The sequence below is a fragment of the Pseudomonas fluorescens genome, from assembly GCF_000967965.1.
GTDB classification, from domain to species: domain Bacteria; phylum Pseudomonadota; class Gammaproteobacteria; order Pseudomonadales; family Pseudomonadaceae; genus Aquipseudomonas; species Aquipseudomonas grandcourensis.
In genome coordinates, this window is the sequence record NZ_LACC01000011.1 from 582630 (window position 1) to 605587 (window position 22958).

Sequence of the window (22958 nt, forward strand, 5' to 3'; positions counted from 1 at the left end):
TCACGACCTGAATGGCAGACAAAGCCCAATCCCCAGCTACTATTGTGCCCAGCTCCCCTACCTATAAGAGGCTGCGCACATGAGTCTTTCCTCTTTCAAAATCGCTCACAAACTGATCACCGGCGCAGGTGCCATCGAGCAGCTGTCTGCCGAGCTGACACGCCTGGATATCGACAACCCGCTGATCGTCACTGATGCCGCCCTGGTCAAGTCCGGCACGGTTGAACTGGCACTGGCGCAGCTGGGCGAACGCAGTTACGAGATTTTCGACCGGGTGTTGCCGGACCCGGAAATCGCCATCGTCGAAGATTGCATGCAGGCCTATCGCGACGGTGGGCATGACGGCTTGATCGGCCTCGGCGGCGGCAGTGCCATCGACATTGCCAAGAGCGTGGCGGCCTACGCCGGGTACCACGGTGCGCTGGAGGATCTGTTCGGTATCGATCAGGTCCCGCGCAAAGGCCCGCCGTTGATCGCCATTCCGACCACCGCCGGCACCGGCTCGGAAGTGACCAACGTCGCCATCCTTTCCGACAAGGTCGCGCAACTGAAGAAGGGCATTGTCAGCGACTACCTGTTGCCGGATGTGGCGCTGGTCAGTCCGCAAATGACCCTGACCTGTCCGCGCAGCGTCACGGCGGCCAGCGGCGTCGATGCGCTGGTGCATGCCATCGAATCCTATCTGTCGGTCAACGCCTCGCCGATTACCGATGCCCTGGCCATCGGCGCCATCAAGTTGATCGCCAAGGCGTTGCCCAAGGCCTACGCCAACCCGTCGAACCTGCAAGCCCGGGAGGATATGGCCACTGCCAGCCTGATGGCCGGCATGGCGTTCGGCAATGCCGGGGTTGGCGCGGTGCATGCGCTGGCGTATCCGCTGGGCGGGCGCTTCAACATTGCCCATGGGGTCAGTAATGCCTTGCTACTGCCCCATGTCATGACCTGGAACAAGATGGCCTGCATCGAACGCATGCAGGATATCGCCGAGGCCATGGGCGTGAAGACCGCTCACTTGAGCATCAACGAAGCGGCCGATAAAGCCGTGCAAGCCATGACCGAACTGTGTGCCGCGGTGGAAATTCCCCAGGGGCTGCGCAGTTTCGGTGTACCCGAGGACGCCATCCCGTCCATGGCCGTGGAAGCGGCGGGGATCGAGCGCTTGATGCGCAACAATCCTCGTAAGTTGAGTGCCGTCGATATCGAAAAGATCTATCGCGCGGCGTACTAGGGGCCTTGCCGTCGATGGATGATGGCAAGGTCCAATCATCGCGCTCACGGTGCGCGCGTCAAAGCATGAGGTATACAATGCGCGCCATCGTGATTCTGCTCAGAAAAGGTGCGTCATGCAGCCCTTCGTAATTGCTCCGTCGATTCTCTCCGCCGACTTCGCCCGCCTGGGTGAAGAAGTGGACAACGTCCTGGCCGCCGGCGCCGACTTCGTGCACTTCGATGTCATGGACAATCACTACGTGCCCAACCTGACCATCGGCCCGATGGTCTGCTCGGCGCTGCGCAAGTACGGCGTGACCGCGCCGATCGACGCGCACCTGATGGTCAGCCCGGTGGACCGTATCGTCGGCGACTTCATCGAAGCCGGCGCGACCTACATCACCTTCCACCCGGAAGCCTCCCAACACGTCGACCGCTCCCTGCAACTGATCCGCGACGGCGGCTGCAAGTCGGGCCTGGTGTTCAATCCGGCGACCCCGCTGGATGTGCTCAAGCACGTCATGGACAAGGTCGACATGATCCTGTTGATGAGCGTCAACCCGGGCTTCGGCGGGCAGAAGTTCATCCCCGGCACCCTCGACAAGCTGCGTGAAGTGCGGGCGCTGATCGATGCGTCGGGCCGTGACATTCGCCTGGAAATCGACGGTGGCGTGAACGTGAACAACATTCGCGAAATCGCTGCGGCTGGCGCTGACACCTTCGTCGCCGGCTCGGCCATCTTCAATGCGCCGAACTATCAGGAAGTCATCGACAAGATGCGTTCCGAACTGGCGCTGGCTCGCCCATGAGTGGATTTGAGCAGTTGTTCCCGGGGCAACTGCCGCGGCTGGTGATGTTCGATCTGGACGGTACCTTGATCGACTCGGTCCCGGACCTGGCAGTGGCTGTGGACAAGATGCTGCTCAAACTCGGTCGTAAGCCCGCGGGCCTGGACGCGGTACGCGAATGGGTCGGCAACGGCGCGCCGGTGCTGGTGCGCCGTGCGCTGGCTGGCGCTATCGATCATTCGGCGGTCGATGACCACGAGGCCGAACGGGCGCTGGAGCATTTCATGCAGGCTTATGGCGAGAGCCATGAGTTGACCGTGGTTTACCCCGGCGTACGCGACACCCTCAAATGGCTGCAAAAGCAGGGCGTCGAGATGGCGCTGATCACCAACAAGCCGGAGCGTTTCGTCGCGCCGCTGCTGGATCAGATGAAAATCGGCCGTTATTTCCGCTGGATCATCGGCGGCGACACCCTGCCACAGAAAAAGCCCGATCCGGCCGCGCTGTTTTTCGTGATGAAAATGGCCAACATTCCGGCTTCGCAGTCGTTGTTTGTCGGCGATTCGCGCAGCGATGTGCTGGCGGCGAAAGCGGCGGGGGTCAAGTGCGTGGCCCTGAGCTACGGCTATAACCACGGTCGGCCGATCGCGGAAGAATCTCCGGCACTGGTGATCGACGATCTGCGCAAACTAATTCCCGGTTGCCTGGATCCGGCCGCTGAGATAACGTTGGCCGACGCTGTCAAACCCCCTTCTGGAAACGCCATTGTGGTGGTCACTCGCAAACTCTGGATGAAAGTCATCAAGGCCCTGGCCCGCTGGCGTTGGCGCGCCTGACTTGATCCTGGCCGGTTTCCGGCGCGTTTGCATACCTGACTGTTCGACCCTCAAGCCACGAGGCACCTCATGATCCGCGAAGAATTCCTGCGTTTGGCCGCTGCCGGCTACAACCGCATCCCGCTTGCCTGCGAAACCCTGGCCGATTTCGACACGCCGTTGTCGATCTACCTGAAGCTGGCCGACGAGCCCAATTCCTACTTGCTGGAGTCCGTACAGGGGGGCGAGAAGTGGGGCCGTTACTCGATCATCGGCCTGCCGTGCCGCACCGTGATGCGGGTTCACGATCATCACGTCAGCGTGACCGTCGATGGCGTCGAAACCGAAAGCCACGACGTGGAAGACCCGCTGGCCTTCGTCGAGGCCTTCAAGGCGCGCTACAACGTGCCGACCATTGCCGGCCTGCCGCGTTTCAACGGCGGCCTGGTGGGTTACTTCGGCTATGACTGCGTGCGTTATGTCGAGAAGCGCTTGGGCAAATGCCCGAACCCGGACCCGCTGGGCGTACCGGACATTCTGCTGATGGTGTCGGACGCCGTGGTGGTGTTCGATAACCTGGCCGGCAAGATGCACGCCATCGTACTGGCCGACCCAGCGCAGGAAGACGCCTTTGAGCAAGGTCGCGCGCGCCTGGAAGAGCTGCTGGAAAAACTCCGTCAGCCGATCACTCCACGCCGTGGCCTGGACTTCAGCAAGCAGCAATCGGCTGACCCGGTATTCCGCTCCAGCTTCACCCAGGACGATTACGAAAAAGCCGTCGACACCATCAAGGAATACATCCTGGCCGGTGACTGCATGCAGGTCGTGCCGTCCCAGCGCATGTCGATCGACTTCAAGGCAGCCCCCATCGATCTGTATCGCGCGCTGCGCTGCTTCAACCCGACGCCTTACATGTACTTCTTCAACTTCGGCGACTTCCACGTCGTCGGCAGTTCGCCGGAAGTACTGGTGCGGGTGGAGGACAACCTGATCACCGTGCGCCCGATTGCCGGTACCCGTCCGCGGGGCGCCAACGAAGAGGCTGACCTGGCGCTGGAAAAAGACCTGCTGTCGGACGACAAGGAAATCGCCGAACACTTGATGCTGATCGACCTCGGCCGCAACGACACCGGTCGCGTTTCGGAAATCGGCTCGGTGAAGCTCACCGAGAAGATGGTGATCGAGCGTTACTCCAACGTGATGCACATTGTGTCCAACGTCACCGGGCAACTGAAAGCAGGGCTGACGGCGATGGATGCACTGCGGGCGATTCTGCCGGCGGGCACCTTGTCCGGCGCGCCGAAGATCCGCGCGATGGAAATCATCGACGAACTGGAGCCGGTCAAGCGTGGTGTCTACGGCGGTGCAGTCGGTTACTTCGCCTGGAACGGCAACATGGACACCGCCATTGCGATCCGCACGGCGGTGATCAAGAACGGCGAGCTGCATGTGCAGGCCGGTGGTGGCATCGTTGCCGACTCGGTGCCGGCGCTGGAATGGGAAGAAACCCTGAACAAGCGCCGCGCGATGTTCCGCGCCGTTGCCCTGGCTGAACAGACCACGGAAAACTGAGTTCACCACAAAGACCTCACCACCATAAAAAAACGCGGCGCCTGTGAGGGCGCCGCGTTTTTTATTGGCTGCACATCAGAAGTCCAGCGCAACACCTACGTTGATGCCCTGTTGGGTGAAGTCATCGTCCTTGCGGATGTTGTAGCTGGCGCGCAGTGCCAGGTCCTTGGTGAGGTTGTGGCTCACACCCAGGTTCACTCGTTGCAAGTGACTTTGCGGGGTGTAGCCTTCCAGCGTGAACTGGTTGTTTGGCAGGGTATTGAGGTTGATGTCCACGTCCTGGGTATCGTCGTTGTACTCGCGCTCGATTGCCGCTTCGCCGAAAACCTGGGTTTGTGGGGTGATCTGGTATTTGCCCTGCAGGCCAGCGCCCAGGCGCCGGGAAATACGCTCCTGATCGGCGAAGGTCAGCGCCGTGGAATTGTTGCCGTCCTCCGAGTAACCATCGACTTGCACCTTGGAGAAGTCGGCGCTGACAAACGGCGACAGGTGCCAGGGGCTGCTGGCTTGTTGCGCAATGTCGTAACCCACGCGTGCGCTGAAGGCTTCGACGTAGCCGCTTGTATCACCTTTTTCGCCGCGTTCGTTGGCGCCCAGCTGGAATTTACGCTTGAGGCTGTCGTAATCCAGATGCCCGGCCGTCAACGCCGCATCAGCCCACACACGATTTTGCTGGTACTGGGCGAAAGCCGTGCCCAGGTAAGTGTTGAGCTTGTAGTCGGAGTCGTTGTTGCCGGCCTCGAGTTTCTGGTTGTAGAAACCGGCCACCAGACCAACACGCCAGGCGTCATCGAGACGATAGCTGCCACCGATGTTCAGGTTGGCGCCGTTGCCGTCGGCGCTTGCCACGCTGTCCTGACCGTCAAAGTCCTGATGCTGTCCGCCGCCGGAAACAATGGCTCGCCATTGGCCGACGCCTTGCCAGTTTTCCCAATCGGCCAGCCACTGGTTGCGCAATTCATCCTGATGCGCGCGCACGGTGCCCTGGGCCATTTCCGGCAGCAAGGTCAGCTCCCATGGCGCCGCCAGCAGGGAGTAGGCGTAATCGGCAATCAGGCGCTGCCCGGCTTCGGTGGGGTGCACCGAGTCGTTGTAGATCAGCTTGGTCGGGTCCGGCGTCGCGCTGTTGATGCCGTAGCGGGCGTTCTCGGTGCAACCGTTGCCGCTGAAGCAGGTGGTGATGAGGTTCTGGTCGGTGGCCAGGCCAAACTGTGCCGGGTTGGCGAACGTCTCTTTGAGCAGTACCGGAATGTTGAGCGGGATGACTTCGGCATTGATGTTTTGCAGTCGGCTTACCAGTTCAGTGTTGAACTGGGCGCTGAGTTGGGACGTGAACGCTTGCAGCGGGGTGCCGTTGAACGCCGGGGTAAAGCCGATATCGGGCAGCAACCAGACCATGACGTATTTGGCGCCGGCGGTTTGCAGCGTCTGCACGCTGTCGGCCAGGCGGTCGGCGGCGGCACTGGCCTGGGGCAGGCTGGTCACGCGACCTTGCAGGAAGTCATTACCGCCACCCGACAGGTAATACAGTGCATTCGGGTCGGCACGGAAGTTATTGGATGGAAGATAGCCGGCCCGGGTGCGCTCGCCAGTGGCGGAGGTGCTGGTAATCGAATCAAGAATCTGGTCGGTACGGTAGCCGCCTACAGCCCAGTTGTTACCATCAGGCAGGCCTTCGTTGGCGCGAACGGCTGAAGCAGAGGATGCCGTTTGGTCCGGTGAAAACCCCAGTTTCCCACCCAGGATCTGTGTGGAGTTGAGAGAGCGGACTTCGCCGCTGCCATCCAGGTACACCGGCCCCGTCCGGTTGGTGAAGCGCTGTGTCGCCCCGGCAGGCCCGCCCGTGTCGGCAAAGGTCCCAGCGTCGTTAAGGCTGTCCCCGAAGACAATGAAACTTGTATAAGGATTAGGTGCGGCGTTCGCCTGGGCGCATGCCATCGCGAGCAAGCATCCTGCGAGCGGTACAAACAACGACTGTTTGATCATGAGCAAGTCCGTTTATTTATTGTTTTAGTGAACGAAACGACAGTACCAAAAACTTCCGGCCTTTTGCCATCTGTCGCGAAGCCTTTGATAGTTTCGCGGGCAGTGCCCCCGGCGATATTGCGCGCTCTGCCCAGCTAAGTTACTGTGCCGGGACGTACGAACGAGACCTTCCCCGTGTTGATCATCAGTAAACTCCTGGATCAAGTCATCAAGGCACACGCCCGCTGGCGTTGGCGCGCCTGAATTCTTTTGCCGGCTTCGCCGGACCTGTACCGCTTTGCCTTATTTACCTGTTTGAAATGCCGCTTTGCTGGCGCTACTCCGGCACCTGACAAAGCGCAGCACTCTGCGGGTAAATCATTCGAAGGCCATCTTCAAAGTCAGTGAATTCAAGAGGTTCTATACGCCATGTTGCTGATGATCGATAACTACGACTCCTTTACCTACAACGTTGTGCAATACCTGGGCGAGCTTGGCTCCCAAGTCAAGGTCGTGCGCAACGATGAGCTGACCATCGCTGAAATCGAAGCCCTCAACCCTGAGCGCATTGTTGTATCCCCCGGTCCTTGCACCCCGACCGAGGCCGGCATCTCGATTGAAGCGATCAAGCATTTCGCCGGCAAACTGCCGATTCTAGGTGTCTGCCTCGGCCACCAGTCCATCGGCCAAGCCTTTGGCGGTGATGTTGTGCGCGCCCGCCAAGTGATGCACGGTAAGACTAGCCCGGTATTTCACGAGGACAAGGGTGTCTTCGAAGGCCTGAATCGTCCGCTGACGGTCACGCGCTATCATTCATTGATCGTCAAGCGCGAAACCCTGCCAGATTGCCTGGAGCTGACCGCCTGGACCCAACTCGAAGACGGCTCGGTCGACGAGATCATGGGCCTGCGCCACAAGACTCTGAACATCGAAGGCGTGCAGTTCCACCCTGAGTCGATCCTCACCGAACAGGGCCACGAACTGTTCGCCAACTTCCTCAAGCAAACCGGCGGCACGCGCTAAGGACTTTTCATGAATATCAAGACAGCCCTGAGCCGTATCGTCGATCACCTCGACCTCAGCACCGATGAAATGCGCGATGTCATGCGCGAGATCATGACCGGGCAATGCTCGGACGCGCAGATTGGCGCGTTCATGATGGCCATGCGCATGAAGAGCGAAAGCATCGACGAAATCGTCGGTGCGGTGTCGGTGATGCGCGAACTGGCGGACAAGGTCGAACTCAAGACCCTCGACGGTGTGGTCGATGTGGTGGGCACCGGCGGCGACGGCGCCAATATCTTCAACGTGTCGACCGCTTCTGCGTTCGTGGTTGCCGCTGCTGGCTGCACCGTGGCCAAGCACGGCAACCGTGCAGTCTCGGGCAAGAGCGGCAGTGCCGATCTGCTGGAGGCGGCCGGTATCTACCTGAACCTGACGCCGGTTCAGGTGGCACGCTGCATTGACAACGTTGGTATCGGTTTCATGTTTGCCCAGACCCATCACTCTGCGATGAAATACGCCGCCGGCCCGCGCCGGGATCTGGGCTTGCGTACCTTGTTCAACATGCTCGGCCCGCTTACGAATCCGGCCGGCGTGAAACATCAGGTGGTAGGCGTATTTACCCAGGCCTTGTGCCGGCCGCTGGCGGAAGTGTTGCAGCGTCTGGGCAGCAAGCATGTGCTGGTGGTGCATTCGAAGGATGGCCTGGATGAGTTCAGCCTGGCAGCACCGACCTTCGTGGCAGAGCTGAAAAACGACCAGATCACCGAGTATTGGGTCGAGCCGGAAGACCTGGGCATGAAGAGCCAGAGCCTGCATGGCCTGGCCGTGGAAAGCCCGGCGGCTTCCCTGGAGCTGATTCGCGATGCCCTGGGCAAGCGCAAGACCGAAAACGGTCAAAAAGCGGCCGAGATGATCGTGCTCAATGCCGGTGCCGCACTGTACGCGGCCGACCATGCCAGCAGCCTGAAAGAAGGCGTTGCCTTGGCGCACGATGCGTTGCACACCGGCCTCGCTCGAGAAAAGCTTGAGGAACTGGGTGCATTTACCGCGGTATTCAAAGTGGAGAATGAGGGATGAGTGTACCGACGGTTCTGGAAAAGATTCTGGCGCGCAAGGTCGAGGAAGTCGCCGAGCGTAGCGCTCGCGTCAGCCTCGCCGAGCTGGAAAACCTGGCCAAGGCGGCCGATGCACCCCGTGGTTTTGCCAAGGCCTTGCTGGCTCAGGCCAAGTTGAAGCAGCCGGCAGTCATTGCTGAAATCAAGAAAGCCTCGCCGAGCAAAGGCGTGATCCGTGAGAACTTCGTTCCCGCCGATATCGCCAGAAGCTACGAGAAGGGCGGCGCGACCTGCCTGTCGGTACTCACCGATATCGATTATTTCCAGGGCGCTGACGCCTACCTGGAGCAGGCCCGTGCGGCATGCAAGTTGCCGGTGATCCGCAAGGACTTCATGATCGATCCGTACCAGATCGTCGAAGCCCGGGCCCTGGGCGCCGATTGCGTGCTGTTGATCGTTTCCGCACTGGATGACGTGAAAATGGCCGAACTGGCAGCCGTGGCCAAAAGCGTCAACCTCGACGTGTTGGTGGAAGTCCATGATGGCGATGAGCTGGAGCGGGCCTTGATAACCCTCGATACTCCGCTGGTTGGTGTGAACAACCGCAATCTGCACACTTTCGATGTCAGCCTGGAAACCACCCTCGACCTGTTACCGCGCATTCCACGCGATCGTCTGGTCATCACCGAGAGCGGCATTCTCAACCGCGCCGATGTCGAACTGATGGAAATCAGCGACGTCTACGCGTTCCTGGTCGGCGAAGCATTCATGCGCGCCGAAAGCCCGGGTACCGAGTTGCAGCGTCTGTTCTTCCCTGAGCGCGGTATTCCCGTCAGCGGCTCGACCCTCGACTGAATACATCTTCACAGGCAATCCGCTTCCACTGTGGGAGCGGGCTTGCCCGCGAAGAGGCCCGCAAATCCCCTGAAGACCTCTGGTCTGTCGGAGCCTTCCATGTCGCTGCCAACCTCCCTCACCATCGAAGCCGGCCTGCAAGCCGAGCAGGATCTGTTGGCCTCGGTCTGTGCCGGCGACGCGGAGTTCGGCCTGCTGTTCTGGCAGCCGAGCGATCGGGCGCTGGTCATGCCGCGCCGTTTGAATCGCTTGCCGGGTTTCGAGGCTGCATGTGAAGTGTCGGCGGCGGCAGGTTGGCCAGTGCTGCTGCGCGATACCGGCGGCGAGCCGGTTCCACAATCGGCCACAACGATCAACATCGCCCTGGTTTACGCACCACCACGCAGCGAAGGTGATTTGAACCGCATCGAAACCGGTTACCGGCGCCTGTGCGATCCCATCTGCCAGTTGCTGGATGAATTGGGTGGTTCGTCGTCCCTTGGCGAAATCGACGGCGCGTTCTGCGATGGCCGCTTCAACGTCAACCTTGATGGACGCAAGATGGTCGGCACCGCGCAACGCTGGCGCCAGAGCCAAGGTGGTCAGCGACCGGTGGGGTTGGTGCACGGTGCGATGCTGATGGACAACGACCGAGAGTCGATGGTCGCCGCAGTCAATCGTTTCAACGAGGCCTGCGGTCTGGAGCAACGAGTACGCGCCGAAAGCCACATCGCGTTACATGAGAAGTTCGCGGCGCACGATGCCCTGGCGCGCCTCGACGAACTCTACCGGTTGATGCTGGCGCAGATGTTCAGCGGCTAGGTTTTCGAGCTTATCGCGTACCGAAGACCACCATGGTCTTGCCTTTGACGTCCACCAGGTTGCGCTCCTCCAGATCCTTGAGCACGCGACCGACCATCTCCCGCGAACAACCGACAATCCGCCCGATTTCCTGACGGGTCACCTTGATTTGCATGCCATCGGGGTGCGTCATGGCGTCTGGCTGTTTGCACAGCTCCAGCAGACAGCGGGCGACTCGGCCGGTTACATCAAAGAATGCCAGGTCACCGACCTTGCGCGTGGTGTTGCGCAGGCGTTGTGCGATTTGTCCGCTGAGGACGTAAAGAATGTCCGGATCCTGCTGGGACAACTCGCGGAATTTCGCGTAGCTGATTTCCGCGACTTCGCATTCAACCTTGGCCCGCACCCAAGCGCTGCGCTCCTGCTCCAGGCCGGCTTGCTCAAACAGGCCCAACTCGCCGAAAAAGTCCCCGGCGTTCAGGTAGGAAATGATCATTTCCCGGCCGTCGTCATCTTCGATCAGGATGGTGACTGAGCCTTTGATGATGAAGAACAGCGTTTCCGAGCGGTCGCCGGCACAAATGATGTTGCTCTTGGCCTGATAACGGCGGCGCTGGCAATGCATCAACAGCTTGTCGAGGTTCTTGATCTTGGAGTTGGGGGCAATAGCAACCATGGTTGTATCCCGAAAAAACTGCACGGTATGTTTGGTTTTTATAAAAAGTGAATGCTGGAGTAAAGCTGGCTATGCGCCATAGAATTGGCGTCAGCTTAACAGACACTTCCAGCAATATTCGAGCATTTACCTACAAGGCAGTGGGATATGTCCTAGGACGCCGGGCGCTGTCAATCACGGGGCCTGTGCTAAGCTGGCGACCCTTTTTTATACAGTGGAGTCTTGGCGATGAAGGCACGCATCCAATGGGCTGGCGAAGCCATGTTCCTCGGCGAATCCGGTAGCGGTCATGTCGTGGTCATGGACGGTCCGCCCGATGCCGGCGGACGTAACCTGGGTGTCCGGCCGATGGAAATGCTGCTGCTGGGTGTCGGCGGTTGCAGCAATTTCGATGTGGTCAGCATCCTCAAGAAGTCCCGCCAGGCGGTCGAAAGCTGTGAAGCCTTCCTCGAAGCCGAGCGTGCGACCGAAGATCCAAAGGTGTTCACCAAGATCCACATGCACTTTGTGGTCAAGGGCCGCGGGCTGAAAGAGGCCCAGGTCAAACGCGCCATCGAGCTGTCTGCCGAGAAGTATTGCTCGGCCTCGATCATGCTCGGCGCGGCTGGTGTGGCAATTACCCACGACTACGAGATCATCGAGCTCGGTTGAATCGACATTCAACTATCATAAAAGCTGTGCAGACTCTGGCGATCCCAAGCTGACGTCTGCATAATGCGCCACTTTTTTCAGGGTAGTGGCCCGTCAGCCGACAGGCCGCGCTCCCGAACAGACAACCAAAATCGCCATCGCGAAGAGGTGTTAACCGTCCTACGCAGGTGCGTTGTTCGCATTTGACGGGCATGCTTGATCACGCGGCCGGGCCGCAAACACATAGAGAGTTTTTAACGGTGAAAAGCAAACTCAAGCTCCACGGGTTCAATAACCTGACAAAGACCTTGAGCTTCAACATCTATGACATCTGCTACGCGGAAACCCCGCAAGACCAGCAGGCTTACGTCGAGTACATCAATAAAGAGTACAACGCGAAACGCCTGACGCAGATCCTCACGGAAGTTGTCGATATCATTGGTGCCAACATCCTGAACATTGCCAGTCAGGACTATGAGCCGCAGGGCGCCAGCGTCACGATCCTGATCTCGGAAGAGCCGGTAACCCCGACCGACAGTCAGATCGAAGAGTCTCCGGGCCCGCTGCCCGAAATCATTCTGGCCCACCTCGACAAGAGCCACATCACGGTGCACACCTATCCGGAAATCCATCCGGTCAGTGGTATTGCAACCTTCCGTGTGGACATCGATGTGTCGACTTGCGGGGTCATTTCACCGCTTAAAGCGCTCAACTTCCTGATTCACCAGTTCGATTCGGACATCGTGACCGTGGATTACCGTGTGCGCGGCTTCACCCGTGACGTTGAAGGCAAAAAGCACTTCATCGACCACGAGATCAATTCGATCCAGAACTACCTCTCCGACGACACTTACGACGCGTACCAGATGACCGACGTGAACGTGTACCAGGAAAACCTGTTCCACACCAAGATGCTGCTGAAGAACTTCGAACTGGATAACTACCTGTTCGGCGACGCCACCAGCAACCTGTCCTCTGAGCAACGCGCCCAGGTGACCGAGCGGGTGAAACACGAAATGCTCGAAATCTTCTACGCGCGCAATATGGCGTAAGATTCTCGAACACAAAAAAAAGGCGACTCCATCACGGCAGTCGCCTTTTTTATTGTTATCACCGAACCCTGTGGGAGCGAGCCTGCTCGCGAAGAGGCCCGGACCGACAAAGCAACCATCAGATCCGATAAGTACTCTTTGTCATCACCTTGGCCATCAGGCTCATCCCGAACTTCACCGGTGCCGGAAAGCGGAACCCGCCAGCATCCAGCGCACTTTCGGCATGCTGTTCTTCATCGATGCGCATCTGCTCAAGAATCGCCCGGGATTTTTCATCCTCGGCCGGCAATTGCTCCAGATGTTCGTTCAGGTGTTTGCACACCTGGTCTTCCGTCGCCGCAACGAAACCGAGGCTGACTTTGTCGCTGATCAGGCCGGCCACTGCGCCGATCCCGAACGACATGCCATAGAACAGCGGATTGAGGATGCTGGTGTGGCTACCCAGTTGATGAATGCGTTGTTCGCACCAGACCAGGTGATCGATTTCTTCTTCGGCGGCATGTTCCATCGCGGCACGCACTTGCGGCAGTTTGGCGGTCAGCGCCTGTCCTTGGTACAGCGCTTGGGCGCAGACTTCGCCGGTATGGTTGATGCGCATCAGGCCGGCAACGTGGCGCGTGTCTTCGTCGCTCATTTTCGCATCCGGCTGCACGATGGCGGGCGACGGACGGTACGGCTGGCCGCTGAAGGGCAGCAGGGTGCGCATCGCGGCATCGGCTTGCAGCAGAAGGCGGTCAATCGGCGAGTAGTGACGTTGGGTAGTCATGCTGACCTCCGAGGGGAATTTCGGCGGCCAGTTTAACCCAATCGGCCGGGGAAGGTTTGCGCTGGGTCATTGTGATGCAGAGGCTGTGACAGTGTTGTGATGCCTTTTGTGGAAGCGGCTGTGCGCCGCTTCCACAGGGTTTGGCGCAATCAGCCCGGCGGCCAGTGCATCTGGCGCTGACCCAGCACGTGCATATGAATGTGGTAGACGGTTTGCCCGCCTTCTTCATTGCAGTTCATGACGACGCGGAAACCTTTTTCACAGCCCAGTTCCAGTGCCAGGCGCTGGGCGGTGAACAGTATGTGCCCGGCCAATGTCTTGTCGTCCTCGGTCAGGTCGTTCAAGGTGCGAACCGGTTTCTTCGGGACCACCAGGAAATGTACCGGTGCCTGTGGGGCAATGTCGTGGAAGGCCAGTACCTGGTCGTCCTCGTAAATGATCTTCGCCGGGATTTCCCGGTTGATGATCTTGGTGAACAGAGTATCCACAGCTGTTTTCTCCGTTGTTTGGGCTGGCCTGAGTGTACTCATGGCGTATGCCAGCGCCCAGCTTTTTACCTTGGGTTGGATCAGCGCGGGCAGTAGGCCTTGTTGACCATGCCGGCGATCGTGCGAGTCAGCCAGCGCGAGCCGAGCCGCGGCAGGAAGGCGAACCAGCGGTTGCGCCGCCCGGGAATGATGATCGCTTTATTCTTTTCCAGTGCGCGCACGGTGTAGAGCGCCACTTCCTCGGGGCTCATCAGCAGTTTGCTGTTGGTCAGTTTTTCGCTGTCGAGTTGCGCGGTACGGAAAAACGCCGTTCGGGTCGGCCCGGGGCAGAGCACCGAAACCTTGATCGCACATTTTTTCAGCTCGACGCGCAATCCTTCGGAAAAGTGCAGCACATACGCCTTGCTGGCGTAATAAGTACTCATCCACGGCCCGGGTTGAAACGCCGCTACCGAGGCCACATTCAGAATCTGCCCGCCGCCTTGCAGGGCCATGCTGTTGCCGATGGCGTGGCACAGGCGGGTGAGGGCGAGAATGTTCACTTCGATCAGGTCTTGCTCGGTCATCCAGTCCTGGGCCAGAAACGGGCCGCATGTACCGATACCGGCGCAATTGACCAGCAGATCGATCTGCCGGTCGCCTTCTTCCAGCTCCAGCAGGAATCCGGACAGGCGCAGCGGTTCGCCCAGGTCACAGGCACGGAACAGCACTTCCACGCCGAACCTTTGGGTCAGTTCAATCGCAATACTTTCCAGCTGATCACGTTGTCGGGCCACCAGAATCAGGCTGCGGCCGCGCCGGGCCAGCGCTTCGGCCATTGCCAGGCCGATGCCGCTGGAGGCACCAGTGATCAGAGCGTAACGGGTCATGCAGTTCTCCATCGCAACAGCTCCGCGCCGCGACGCAGGTGTCACGGGCCAGGAGCGCTGTTCATTCTTTCGCAGAGTCTACAGGGGGCTGGGCCTCTTCGGCTGCATCGTCGGTGGAATTTGGCACCGGTTCGACCTCGACGTCGATTTCATCGGTGGTGACCGAACTGCTTTCGTAGCTGCTCTGGGCGGCGCTTTTGTATTCTTCCCGTATCGCCGTGAGACCACCGGCCAGCGTGCCGAACAGAATCAGCGCGATAACGATCAGCCACAGCGAAGACAATACCTTGACCGCGGTACTGTTCGGCGGAGGCGGTGGGCCGTAGCGGTTGGCAGTGTCGTTGCCCGGTACGACCATGATCACGAACGGAAAGAAACTGCCAACGAACGGCACCAGGTTCAGCAACCACAGCCAGCCGGACCAGCCGACATCGTGCAAGCGTTGAACGGTGATCTGGATGCTGACGAAGGCAAATCCGACGAACAGGATCAAGGCCAGCAAGCTGCCCAATATCAGGCCGGCGGTCGAATCCGCGCCGATGATAGCCAGGGCGACCAAGGCAAACACCCCGCAAACGACCAGGAGCACAGTTGACAGCACCAGCGTCCAGGCGAGGTAGCGCAAACGGCCGATACGGCCATCGAAACTGAATGGCTTGAGCGTTGCGAATTCGGCTACGGCTTCGCCGACGGGCGCGCGAGGCGGCGCGTAAGGGGACTGTGGATCTGCCAAAGGCTCCTGGCTGCTGGCCGGAGCATGGTCATGAACGTCGGCGAGGTTCAGTTCGATCGGCGTTTCAGCTTCGATGCGGGCGTCGATACCGGTTTTGCTCAGTGCCTGGAGATAGGTCTGGGCATCGGCTTGCGACAGGTTGCGTTTGAGCGCTACCGGACGCCCGGCGAACAAGCGCTCGATGGCTGTGACATCGCTTTTAAACAAATCGGCAAGATTGAGCTTTGCCGTGGTGATGTCGACACCGGGCAGCAAGGCGCCTTCGAATACGATCTTGAAACGATTTTCGCCCATGTGCGAGGCATCCTTGTCGCGAGAGGTTGAAAGAAGAAGCTTGTGCCTGGGTGAGTGTAGGGCCAGCCGGGCAAGACTGGCCAAGATTTGCTGTCAGCGCGGCCAGCGTTTTGGCAGCCGGGCGGCATGGTCCAGGGCCTGGCGGTACTCCGCGTCGAGACGCGTAATCAACTGCTCGACACTCGGCAAGTCTTCGATTTCTCCCACGCCCTGGCCGGCAGACCAAACGGTCTTCCAGGCTTTGGCCTCATCGCTGACGGGTTTGAGCTTGGAACCGAAGTTGATCTCGCCCTTGCCTTGCAAGGCGGCCATGTCGAAACCGGCGGCCTCCAGGCTCTTGCGCATGAAGCTCGCGGGGACACCTGACACGGCTGGAGTATGGATGATGTCTGCCGCTTTGGATGTCAGCAGCATTTCTTTGTAGGCGTCGGGCGCGTGACTTTCGGTCGTGCCGATAAATCGTGTACCAAAGTAGGCCAAATCCGCGCCGAGCAATTGAGCGGCAAGAATTTCGTGGCCGTGGTTCAAGCAGCCGGCCAGCAACAGGGTCTTGTCGAAGAACTGGCGGATCTCGGCAATCAGCGAGAACGGGCTCCAGGTCCCAGCGTGTCCACCGGCGCCAGCAGCCACGGCTATCAATCCATCCACGCCGGCTTCGGCCGCTTTCTCGGCATGACGGCGTGTCGTTACATCATGGAACACCAGGCCGCCGTAGCTGTGCACCGCGTCGACCAGTTCTTTCACGGCGCCGAGGCTGGTAATCACGATCGGCACTTTGTGTTCGACGCAGATCTCCAGATCCGCCTGTAAACGTGGATTGCTGTTATGGACGATCAGGTTCACGGCATAAGGCGCGGGATTTTCCATTGTCGCCAGCCCGGCTTCGATTTCTTCCAGCCAGGCCTTGAAGCCGCTGCTTTCACGCTGGTTCAGCGCCGGGAAGCTGCCGACCACGCCCTGGCGACAACAGGCGAGTACCAATTGCGGATTGGATATCAGGAACATCGGCGCCGCCACCACGGGCAGACGTAAACGTTGTTCGAGCAGAGCGGGCAGCGACATTGGAAGTACCCCGGTGAGTGGTGCCTGTTGGATTTAGAACGGCCGAACGACGACCAGAATTACGATAGCCAGCAATATCAGAACCGGCACTTCATTGAACCAGCGATAAAAGACATGGCTGCGGGTGTTCTCGCCACGGGCAAAACGTTTTACCTGGGCGCCGCACATGTGGTGGTAGCCGATCAGCAACACGACCAAGGTCAGTTTGGCGTGTATCCAGCCACCTTGGCTGAAGATGCCTGGATTGAGGTAGATGAGCCAGCCACCGAAGATCAGCGTGGCGATCATCGCCGGGCCCATGATGCCCCGGTACAGCTTGCGCTCCATGACGCTGAAGCGTTCCTTGCTGATCGTGTCTTCACTTTGTGCGTGATAAACGAACAGGCGCGGCAAATAGAACAGGCCGGCAAACCAGCACACGACGCTGACGATATGAAACGCTTTGAGCCACAGATAGAGCATTTTTGGTTATTCCAGGTTCACGGTAGCCTGAATAGTAGAGAAAGAGTCCCATCTCGGACATAACTGTTCAATTTTGACGGTGTCTTTTGTCGCCATACTGCGTTGCCGCTCCTCGCCATAGCGGGCTATGACTCGTCGCGGCGCCTTGTCTGGCAACAAAATCCACTCGCCAAAACTTGAACGTATGCCCGAGACGGGACTCGTGAGCGTCCGCACGTCACCTTGACGGTTGTCGCAGGGGCGCACGGCCCCTATTATCGACGGCTTTCCAGTGGGTTCGTTGAGGGCAGGTTTATGGTCAAGGTCGGTATCGTCGGCGGCACGGGTTACACAGGTGTCGAACTGCTGCGTCTGTTGGCGCAACATCCGCAAGCTGAGGTGGTTGTCATCACTTCCCGATCCGAGGCTGGCCTGGCCGTCGCCGACATGTACCCGAACCTGCGAGGCCATTACGACGGCCTGGCGTTCAGCGTTCCGGACATCAAGACCCTGGGTGCCTGCGATGTGGTGTTCTTCGCCACACCGCACGGTGTTGCCCATGCCTTGGCGGGCGAACTGCTGGCGGCCGGGACCAAGGTCATCGACCTGTCGGCCGACTTCCGTCTGCAAGACGCGGATGAATGGGCCAAGTGGTACGGCCAACCGCACGGTGCACCGGAGTTGCTGGACGAGGCGGTCTACGGCTTGCCGGAAGTCAATCGCGAGCAGATCAAGAAAGCGCGCCTGATTGCGGTGCCGGGTTGCTACCCAACTGCAACGCAATTGGGCTTTCTGCCATTGCTCGAAGCCGGCCTGGCCGATGTTGCGCATCTGATTGCTGACTGCAAGTCCGGCGTCAGCGGTGCCGGTCGTGGTGCTTCCGTAGGCTCGCTGTACTCCGAAACGTCGGAAAGCATGAAGGCCTATGCGGTCAAAGGTCACCGTCACCTGCCGGAGATTCGCCAGGGGCTTCGTCGTGCAGCAGGCAAGGACGTCGGCCTGACCTTCGTTCCACACCTGACGCCGATGATTCGTGGCATTCACTCCACGCTCTACGCAACCGTTGTTGATCGCTCGGTGGATCTGCAGGCGTTGTTTGAAAAGCGTTATGCCAACGAGCCGTTCGTCGATGTGATGCCGGCCGGCAGCCATCCGGAGACTCGTAGCGTACGGGGTGCCAACGTCTGCCGTATCGCTGTGCATCGCCCTCAGGATGGTGATCTGGTGGTCGTGTTGTCGGTGATCGACAATCTGGTCAAAGGCGCTTCGGGTCAGGCCGTGCAGAACATGAACATTCTGTTCGGGCTGGATGAGCGTCTGGGCCTGTCCCACGCCGGCATGCTGCCTTGAGAGGAGCTACAAGCTTCAAGTTGTAAGCGGCAAGCTTGAAGCTCACAGCTTGAAGCTTGTCGCTGCTCCTAGAATAGTTGACCGCTTTTCTAGGAGAAGCGGATAATGCGCGTCATCACGCAATATGACGGCGTAACGCCGGGAGATAGTCAGCATGAGCGTCGAATCCTTCACCCCCACGGCTTTGCAATTCACCCACGGTGCCGCGCACAAGGTGAAGAGCCTGGTCGATGAAGAGGGGAATGATCGCTTGAAGCTGCGCGTATTCGTTACGGGCGGCGGTTGTTCAGGTTTTCAGTACGGCTTCACCTTCGATGAAGAAGTGGCCGATGACGACACCATCGTCGAGCGCGAAGGTGTGAGTCTGGTTGTCGATCCGATGAGCTTCCAGTACCTGGCAGGTGCCGAGGTGGACTACCAGGAAGGTCTGGAAGGTTCGCGTTTCGTCATCAAGAACCCGAATGCAACCACCACCTGTGGCTGCGGTTCTTCGTTCTCGATCTGATCAGCGCACCTGTTTCACAGAACGCCGCACGGCCTCAGGGTCTTGCGGCGTTTTGCTGTGTGGAGGATTTATGCGGGGTAGATGGCGCCGAGTACGCGCAAGCCGCGGGCACCGGTGACGCTTGGACGGTTGGCTGCGATGCCTTCGAGGCAGCAATGAGCCAGCCACGCGAAGGCCATGGCTTCAACCCAGTCGGGGTCCACGCCGTAGGTGGCAGTGCTGCTGACGCTGGCGTTTGGCAGCAGGCTGGCCAAGCGAATCATCAAGGCCGTGTTGTGGGCGCCGCCGCCGCAGACCAGCAGCTCCTGCGTGTCTGCCTGGGCGCTTTGCAGTGACTCGATGATGGTCAGCGCGGTCAGCTCAAGCAGCGTCGCCTGAACATCTTTGGCGGCGAAGGCTGGCAGTTGTGCCAGATGTCGTGTCAGCCATGGCAGGTTGAACACTTCCCGGCCGGTACTCTTCGGGCCTTTGGTCACAAAGAACGGATCACTGAGCAGTGCATTCAACAGCACCGGTTCTACATTGCCGCTGGCAGCCCATTGGCCGTCACGGTCAAAGTGGTCGCCGCGTTGCTGGTGAATCCAGGCGTCCAGCAGCACATTGCCCGGGCCACAGTCGAAACCGGCGACCGGCTTGCCGGGCTGGATAAGGCTGAGATTGCTGAAGCCGCCAACGTTCAGTACTGCGCGATTTCCAGCCCGCTCTTCAAACAAGGCTTCATGAAAGGCGGGAACCAGCGGTGCGCCTTGTCCGCCGGCAGCAACGTCGCGGCTGCGGAAGTCGCTGACCACGGTGATGCCGGTCAGCTCGGTCAGCAGGGCCGGGTTGCCAATCTGCACGGTGAAACCGCGTGCCGGTTCGTGGCGGATGGTCTGGCCATGACTGCCAATCGCACGAATGTCGTCAGTCTTCAGTTGCTGCTGAGCGAGAAGGGCATGAATCCCTTGGGCTGCCAGCTTCACCCAGTTTTGCTGGGCGATGGCGGAGCGGGCGATTTCGTCCGGGCCGCTGGCGCACAAGCCGAGCAGCTCAGCGCGCAGGGTATCGGGCATCGGGATGTAGTGGGAGGCGATCAGTCTGATCGCCGGAGCTTGCTCGATCAGTGCGATGTCCAGGCCATCAAGGCTGGTTCCGGACATCACACCTATATAGAGCGCCATGGCTTAGCGCTTGCTCGAAGCCAGCAGAGTGGCTTTTTCCTGTTCCATGCGCGCCATCAGTGGCTGGCTTTGGGCGAGGAAGCGTGCGCGTTCGGCCTTGGCAATCGGATCAGCCATTGGCAGTTTCTGGCCCAGCGGGTCGACGTGTACACCATTGACCTGGAACTCGTAGTGCAGGTGCGGACCGGTGGAGAGACCGGTGGTGCCGATATAGCCAATCACTTGGCCCTGTTTCACAGTGCCGCCAGTCTTCACGCCTTTGGCGAAGCCTTGCATGTGGCCGTAGAGCGTGGTGTAGGTATTGCCGTGCTGGAGGACCACTGTATTGCCGTAGCCACCACGGCGACCGGCCAGCAAGACCTTGCCATCACCGGCTGCCTTGATTGGAGTGCCGCGCGGTGCTGCGTAGTCGACGCCTTTGTGGGCGCGGATCTTGTTCAGGATCGGGTGTTTGCGGCCCATGGAAAATTTCGAGCTGATGCGAGCGAAGTCCACCGGTGTGCGGATGAACGCCTTGCGCATGCTGTTGCCGTCAGCGGTGTAGTAGCTGCTGTTGCCTTGTTTGTTGGTGTAGCGCACGGCGGTGTAGGTCTTGCCGCGGTTGGTGAAGCGCGCCGACAGGATCGGGCCAGTGCCGACGGCCTTGCCGTTGACCACCTTTTGCTCGTAGATCACGTCGAACTCGTCGCCCTGGCGAATATCCTGGGCGAAGTCCACGTCGTAGCCAAACACACTGGCCATGTCCATGGTCAGGCTGTGAGACAGGCCGGCCCGGGCTGCGGACTGCGACAGCGAGCTGTTGATCACACCATGTACATAGGCGGAGCGCACGGTCGGTTTCGCGGTAATGCGGTTGAAGGTGTAGCCCTTGTCGTTCTTGGTCAGGCTGATGCTTTCGAGGTCGTTGAGTTTGCTGTGCAGGTTGCTCAACTGGCCGTCAGGACTCAGTTCGAATTCGAGTTTTTGCCCATGCTTGAGTTGGCTGAACTGCTTGGCCTGCTTGTCGCTGGCCAGCACGTCATGCACTGAGGTTGCTGGGAGGCCGACCTTCTCGAACAGTGTAGAGAGGGTGTCACCCTTGGTGACGATCACTTCCCTGTGGCTTGCCGGCTTCTTTTCTTCGGCGACCGGCGCAGGCTCGGCTTGAGCTGTTTCCTGGGTGTCTTCGGCGCTGTTGTCGATCTGCGCGAAGGGGGAGGTTGCTGGTTCATTTGTGGCTTGAACGGCCTCAGCAGCGTCTTGATCTTGTGTCAGTTGTTCAGCGGGGCTTTCCAGTTCAAGACTCAGGGTTGTCTTTTTGGCTTCGACATCGCTGGAAGGGAATACCAGGAGCGCCAGGCTGAGAAGGGCGGCGATGCCACTTGCGGCAAGCAAGTGGGTCTTCGGGTAAAGCGGCGGCGCTTTAGACGATTCTGTGGTCATAAGTGGTTTTGACTTTGAAAAAGATGAATTGGAAAAGATGAATGACATGATGAAGATGAAATAACTGTATAAAATATAACCAAATCATCTCTGAAGCAAGTCCGCAGGCGCTCTGTCTGCGGATTGGCGTCCGTGCGCCGGGCAAACCTTGTATTTGACGCGCGATCTTGTATGGTTGGTTCCCTTTGAATCTGAGCCTTGCGGGTCTGTTATGAAGTCGGTTGAAGAGCAGCTAGCGCTGATCAAACGTGGTGCGGAAGAACTGTTGGTCGAGTCCGAGCTGATTGAAAAGCTCAAGCGTGGCCAACCGCTACGTATTAAGGCGGGCTTCGATCCAACGGCTCCGGACCTGCACTTGGGTCACACCGTGCTTATTAATAAGCTGCGTCAGTTCCAGGAGCTGGGGCATCAGGTGATCTTCCTTATAGGTGACTTCACCGGGATGATCGGTGATCCGAGCGGCAAGAGTGCCACGCGCCCGCCGCTCACTCGCGAGCAAGTCCTTGAGAATGCCGAGACCTACAAGACTCAGGTGTTCAAGATTCTCGATCCGGCAAAAACCGAAGTGGCTTTCAACTCCACCTGGATGGATCAGATGGGGCCGGCCGACTTCATTCGCCTGACTTCGCAGTACACCGTGGCTCGCATGCTCGAGCGCGATGACTTCGACAAGCGCTACACGACCAATCAGCCAATCGCCATTCATGAGTTTCTTTATCCGCTGGTTCAGGGTTATGACTCGGTAGCTCTGCGCGCGGACGTCGAGCTCGGCGGCACTGATCAGAAGTTCAACTTGCTGATGGGGCGTGAGCTGCAGCGTGGTTATGGTCAGGAAGCCCAGTGCATTTTGACCATGCCGCTGCTTGAGGGTCTGGATGGCGTGAAGAAGATGTCCAAGTCCTTGGGCAACTACGTCGGTATCCAGGAAGCGCCGGGTGTGATGTATGGCAAGCTGGTTTCCATTCCGGATGTGCTGATGTGGCGTTACTTCGAGTTGCTCAGCTTCCGCTCCATGGAAGAGATCAATGGGTTCCGCGCAGATGTAGAGGCGGGTGCCAATCCGCGTGACATCAAGATCAAGCTGGCTGAAGAGATCGTCGCGCGCTTCCATGGTGAGGAAGCTGCTGCCAATGCTCACCGTGCTGCCGGTAACCGTATGAAGGATGGCGAGCTGCCGGATGATCTGCCGGAAATCGAATTGACTGCTGCCGAGGATATGCCGATTGCTGCTGTCCTTAATAAGGCTGGCCTGGTCAAGAACTCGGCGGTGGCGCGAGATCTCCTGGGTTCTGGTGGTGTGCGTATAGATGGTGAGGTTGTTGATCGCACCTTTATGTATGCACTGGGCGCGACCCATGTTTGCCAGGCCGGGAAGAAGGCATTTGCGCGTATTACGCTCAAATCCGAATAAAGCTGAAATAAGGGGTTGACGGCAGATTCTGGAGGCCTATAATTCGCCCCACTTC

Annotated in this window: 23 protein-coding genes; 13 read left to right on the top strand and 10 right to left on the bottom strand. The window is 59.2% G+C overall.

The annotated features are described in order from the left end of the window. Positions 1 to 79: 79 nt before the first annotated feature. The 4 genes from VC35_RS09630 (at position 80) to trpE (ending at position 4384) form a co-directional block, all read left to right on the top strand. Entirely contained in the window at positions 80 to 1228 is a 1149-nt protein-coding gene (locus tag VC35_RS09630) for an iron-containing alcohol dehydrogenase (protein WP_046039498.1), read from the top strand. 115 nt (positions 1229 to 1343) lie between these two features. Further along, entirely contained in the window at positions 1344 to 2018 is a 675-nt protein-coding gene (gene rpe / locus VC35_RS09635) for a ribulose-phosphate 3-epimerase (RefSeq protein ID WP_046039500.1), read from the top strand. Further along, the gene (locus VC35_RS09640) at positions 2015 to 2833 is read left to right on the top strand and encodes a phosphoglycolate phosphatase (RefSeq protein WP_046039502.1); all 819 of its coding nucleotides are present in this window, start codon (positions 2015 to 2017) and stop codon (positions 2831 to 2833) included. Before rpe ends, VC35_RS09640 begins: the two co-directional genes overlap by 4 nt. Before the next feature lie 69 nt (positions 2834 to 2902). Beyond that, positions 2903 to 4384, top strand: coding sequence for an anthranilate synthase component I (gene trpE, locus VC35_RS09645; RefSeq protein WP_046039503.1), 1482 nt, complete (start codon positions 2903 to 2905; stop codon positions 4382 to 4384). A 75-nt stretch (positions 4385 to 4459) separates the two neighbouring features. Here the strand turns inward: trpE and estP are convergent, their stop codons facing one another. Further along, a complete protein-coding gene (estP, locus tag VC35_RS09650; RefSeq protein ID WP_046039504.1) occupies positions 4460 to 6370 on the bottom strand; it encodes an esterase EstP in 1911 nt (636 codons plus the stop codon). 408 nt (positions 6371 to 6778) lie between these two features. Between estP and VC35_RS09655 the strand changes: the two genes are divergently transcribed. The 4 genes from VC35_RS09655 to VC35_RS09670 all read left to right on the top strand — a co-directional run bounded on the left by VC35_RS09655 (position 6779) and on the right by VC35_RS09670 (position 10065). Beyond that, complete coding sequence (locus tag VC35_RS09655) at positions 6779 to 7372, top strand: aminodeoxychorismate/anthranilate synthase component II (RefSeq protein WP_007906885.1); 594 nt, start codon at positions 6779 to 6781, stop codon at positions 7370 to 7372. A gap of 9 nt (positions 7373 to 7381) precedes the next feature. Then, complete coding sequence (gene trpD / locus VC35_RS09660) at positions 7382 to 8431, top strand: anthranilate phosphoribosyltransferase (RefSeq protein ID WP_046039507.1); 1050 nt, start codon at positions 7382 to 7384, stop codon at positions 8429 to 8431. Further along, positions 8428 to 9264 (top strand): indole-3-glycerol phosphate synthase TrpC, encoded by an 837-nt coding sequence (gene trpC, locus VC35_RS09665; RefSeq protein ID WP_046039508.1) that lies wholly within the window; start codon positions 8428 to 8430, stop codon positions 9262 to 9264. The genes trpD and trpC overlap by 4 nt, the downstream gene beginning before the upstream one ends. A 99-nt stretch (positions 9265 to 9363) precedes the next feature. Beyond that, positions 9364 to 10065, top strand: a complete 702-nt coding sequence (locus VC35_RS09670; protein ID WP_046039510.1) for a lipoate--protein ligase family protein — start codon at positions 9364 to 9366, stop codon at positions 10063 to 10065. A 10-nt stretch (positions 10066 to 10075) separates the two neighbouring features. On the opposite strand, the gene crp is transcribed toward VC35_RS09670, so the two are convergent. Then, complete coding sequence (gene crp / locus VC35_RS09675) at positions 10076 to 10720, bottom strand: cAMP-activated global transcriptional regulator CRP (RefSeq protein ID WP_046039511.1); 645 nt, start codon at positions 10718 to 10720, stop codon at positions 10076 to 10078. A 228-nt stretch (positions 10721 to 10948) separates the two neighbouring features. On the opposite strand from crp, the gene VC35_RS09680 reads away from it, so the two are divergent. Together VC35_RS09680 and speD are read left to right on the top strand one after the other, a co-directional pair. Continuing rightward, a complete protein-coding gene (locus tag VC35_RS09680) occupies positions 10949 to 11371 on the top strand; it encodes an OsmC family protein (protein WP_007941657.1) in 423 nt (140 codons plus the stop codon). Between the two features lie 239 nt (positions 11372 to 11610). Continuing rightward, positions 11611 to 12402: an adenosylmethionine decarboxylase gene (speD, locus tag VC35_RS09685; RefSeq protein ID WP_007986012.1), complete on the top strand. Its 792-nt coding sequence runs from the start codon at positions 11611 to 11613 to the stop codon at positions 12400 to 12402. A gap of 118 nt (positions 12403 to 12520) precedes the next feature. Here speD and coq7 read toward each other — a convergent pair whose 3' ends face one another. From coq7 to hemJ, 6 genes are all read right to left on the bottom strand, one after another. Beyond that, positions 12521 to 13168 (bottom strand): 2-polyprenyl-3-methyl-6-methoxy-1,4-benzoquinone monooxygenase, encoded by a 648-nt coding sequence (gene coq7, locus VC35_RS09690; protein WP_008051652.1) that lies wholly within the window; start codon positions 13166 to 13168, stop codon positions 12521 to 12523. 149 nt (positions 13169 to 13317) lie between these two features. Further along, on the bottom strand, positions 13318 to 13656 hold the full coding sequence (locus VC35_RS09695; RefSeq protein ID WP_046039514.1) for a histidine triad nucleotide-binding protein: 339 nt from the start codon (positions 13654 to 13656) through the stop codon (positions 13318 to 13320). Between the two features lie 80 nt (positions 13657 to 13736). Beyond that, positions 13737 to 14525, bottom strand: coding sequence for an SDR family NAD(P)-dependent oxidoreductase (locus tag VC35_RS09700; protein ID WP_032829767.1), 789 nt, complete (start codon positions 14523 to 14525; stop codon positions 13737 to 13739). Positions 14526 to 14586: 61 nt separating this feature from the next. Beyond that, positions 14587 to 15552 (bottom strand): DUF805 domain-containing protein, encoded by a 966-nt coding sequence (locus VC35_RS09705; protein WP_046039516.1) that lies wholly within the window; start codon positions 15550 to 15552, stop codon positions 14587 to 14589. Positions 15553 to 15645: 93 nt separating this feature from the next. Next, complete coding sequence (locus tag VC35_RS09710; protein WP_046039519.1) at positions 15646 to 16614, bottom strand: NAD(P)H-dependent flavin oxidoreductase; 969 nt, start codon at positions 16612 to 16614, stop codon at positions 15646 to 15648. Between the two features lie 33 nt (positions 16615 to 16647). Next, positions 16648 to 17076, bottom strand: coding sequence for a protoporphyrinogen oxidase HemJ (hemJ, locus tag VC35_RS09715; RefSeq protein WP_046039521.1), 429 nt, complete (start codon positions 17074 to 17076; stop codon positions 16648 to 16650). Positions 17077 to 17370: 294 nt separating this feature from the next. On the opposite strand from hemJ, the gene argC reads away from it, so the two are divergent. Both argC and erpA read left to right on the top strand, forming a co-directional pair. After that, positions 17371 to 18405, top strand: coding sequence for an N-acetyl-gamma-glutamyl-phosphate reductase (gene argC / locus VC35_RS09720; protein ID WP_046039523.1), 1035 nt, complete (start codon positions 17371 to 17373; stop codon positions 18403 to 18405). A 154-nt stretch (positions 18406 to 18559) separates the two neighbouring features. Next, positions 18560 to 18910: an iron-sulfur cluster insertion protein ErpA gene (gene erpA / locus VC35_RS09725; RefSeq protein ID WP_007906865.1), complete on the top strand. Its 351-nt coding sequence runs from the start codon at positions 18560 to 18562 to the stop codon at positions 18908 to 18910. Positions 18911 to 18978: 68 nt separating this feature from the next. On the opposite strand, the gene VC35_RS09730 is transcribed toward erpA, so the two are convergent. Both VC35_RS09730 and VC35_RS09735 read right to left on the bottom strand, forming a co-directional pair. Further along, on the bottom strand, positions 18979 to 20070 hold the full coding sequence (locus VC35_RS09730) for an anhydro-N-acetylmuramic acid kinase (protein ID WP_046039525.1): 1092 nt from the start codon (positions 20068 to 20070) through the stop codon (positions 18979 to 18981). A 3-nt stretch (positions 20071 to 20073) separates the two neighbouring features. Then, positions 20074 to 21492 carry a peptidoglycan DD-metalloendopeptidase family protein gene (locus VC35_RS09735; protein ID WP_046039527.1) on the bottom strand — a complete coding sequence of 473 codons (1419 nt, stop codon included), beginning with the start codon at positions 21490 to 21492 and terminating at the stop codon, positions 20074 to 20076. A 211-nt stretch (positions 21493 to 21703) separates the two neighbouring features. On the opposite strand from VC35_RS09735, the gene tyrS reads away from it, so the two are divergent. After that, a complete protein-coding gene (gene tyrS, locus VC35_RS09740; protein WP_046039529.1) occupies positions 21704 to 22903 on the top strand; it encodes a tyrosine--tRNA ligase in 1200 nt (399 codons plus the stop codon). The last annotated feature ends 55 nt before the right edge of the window (positions 22904 to 22958 follow it).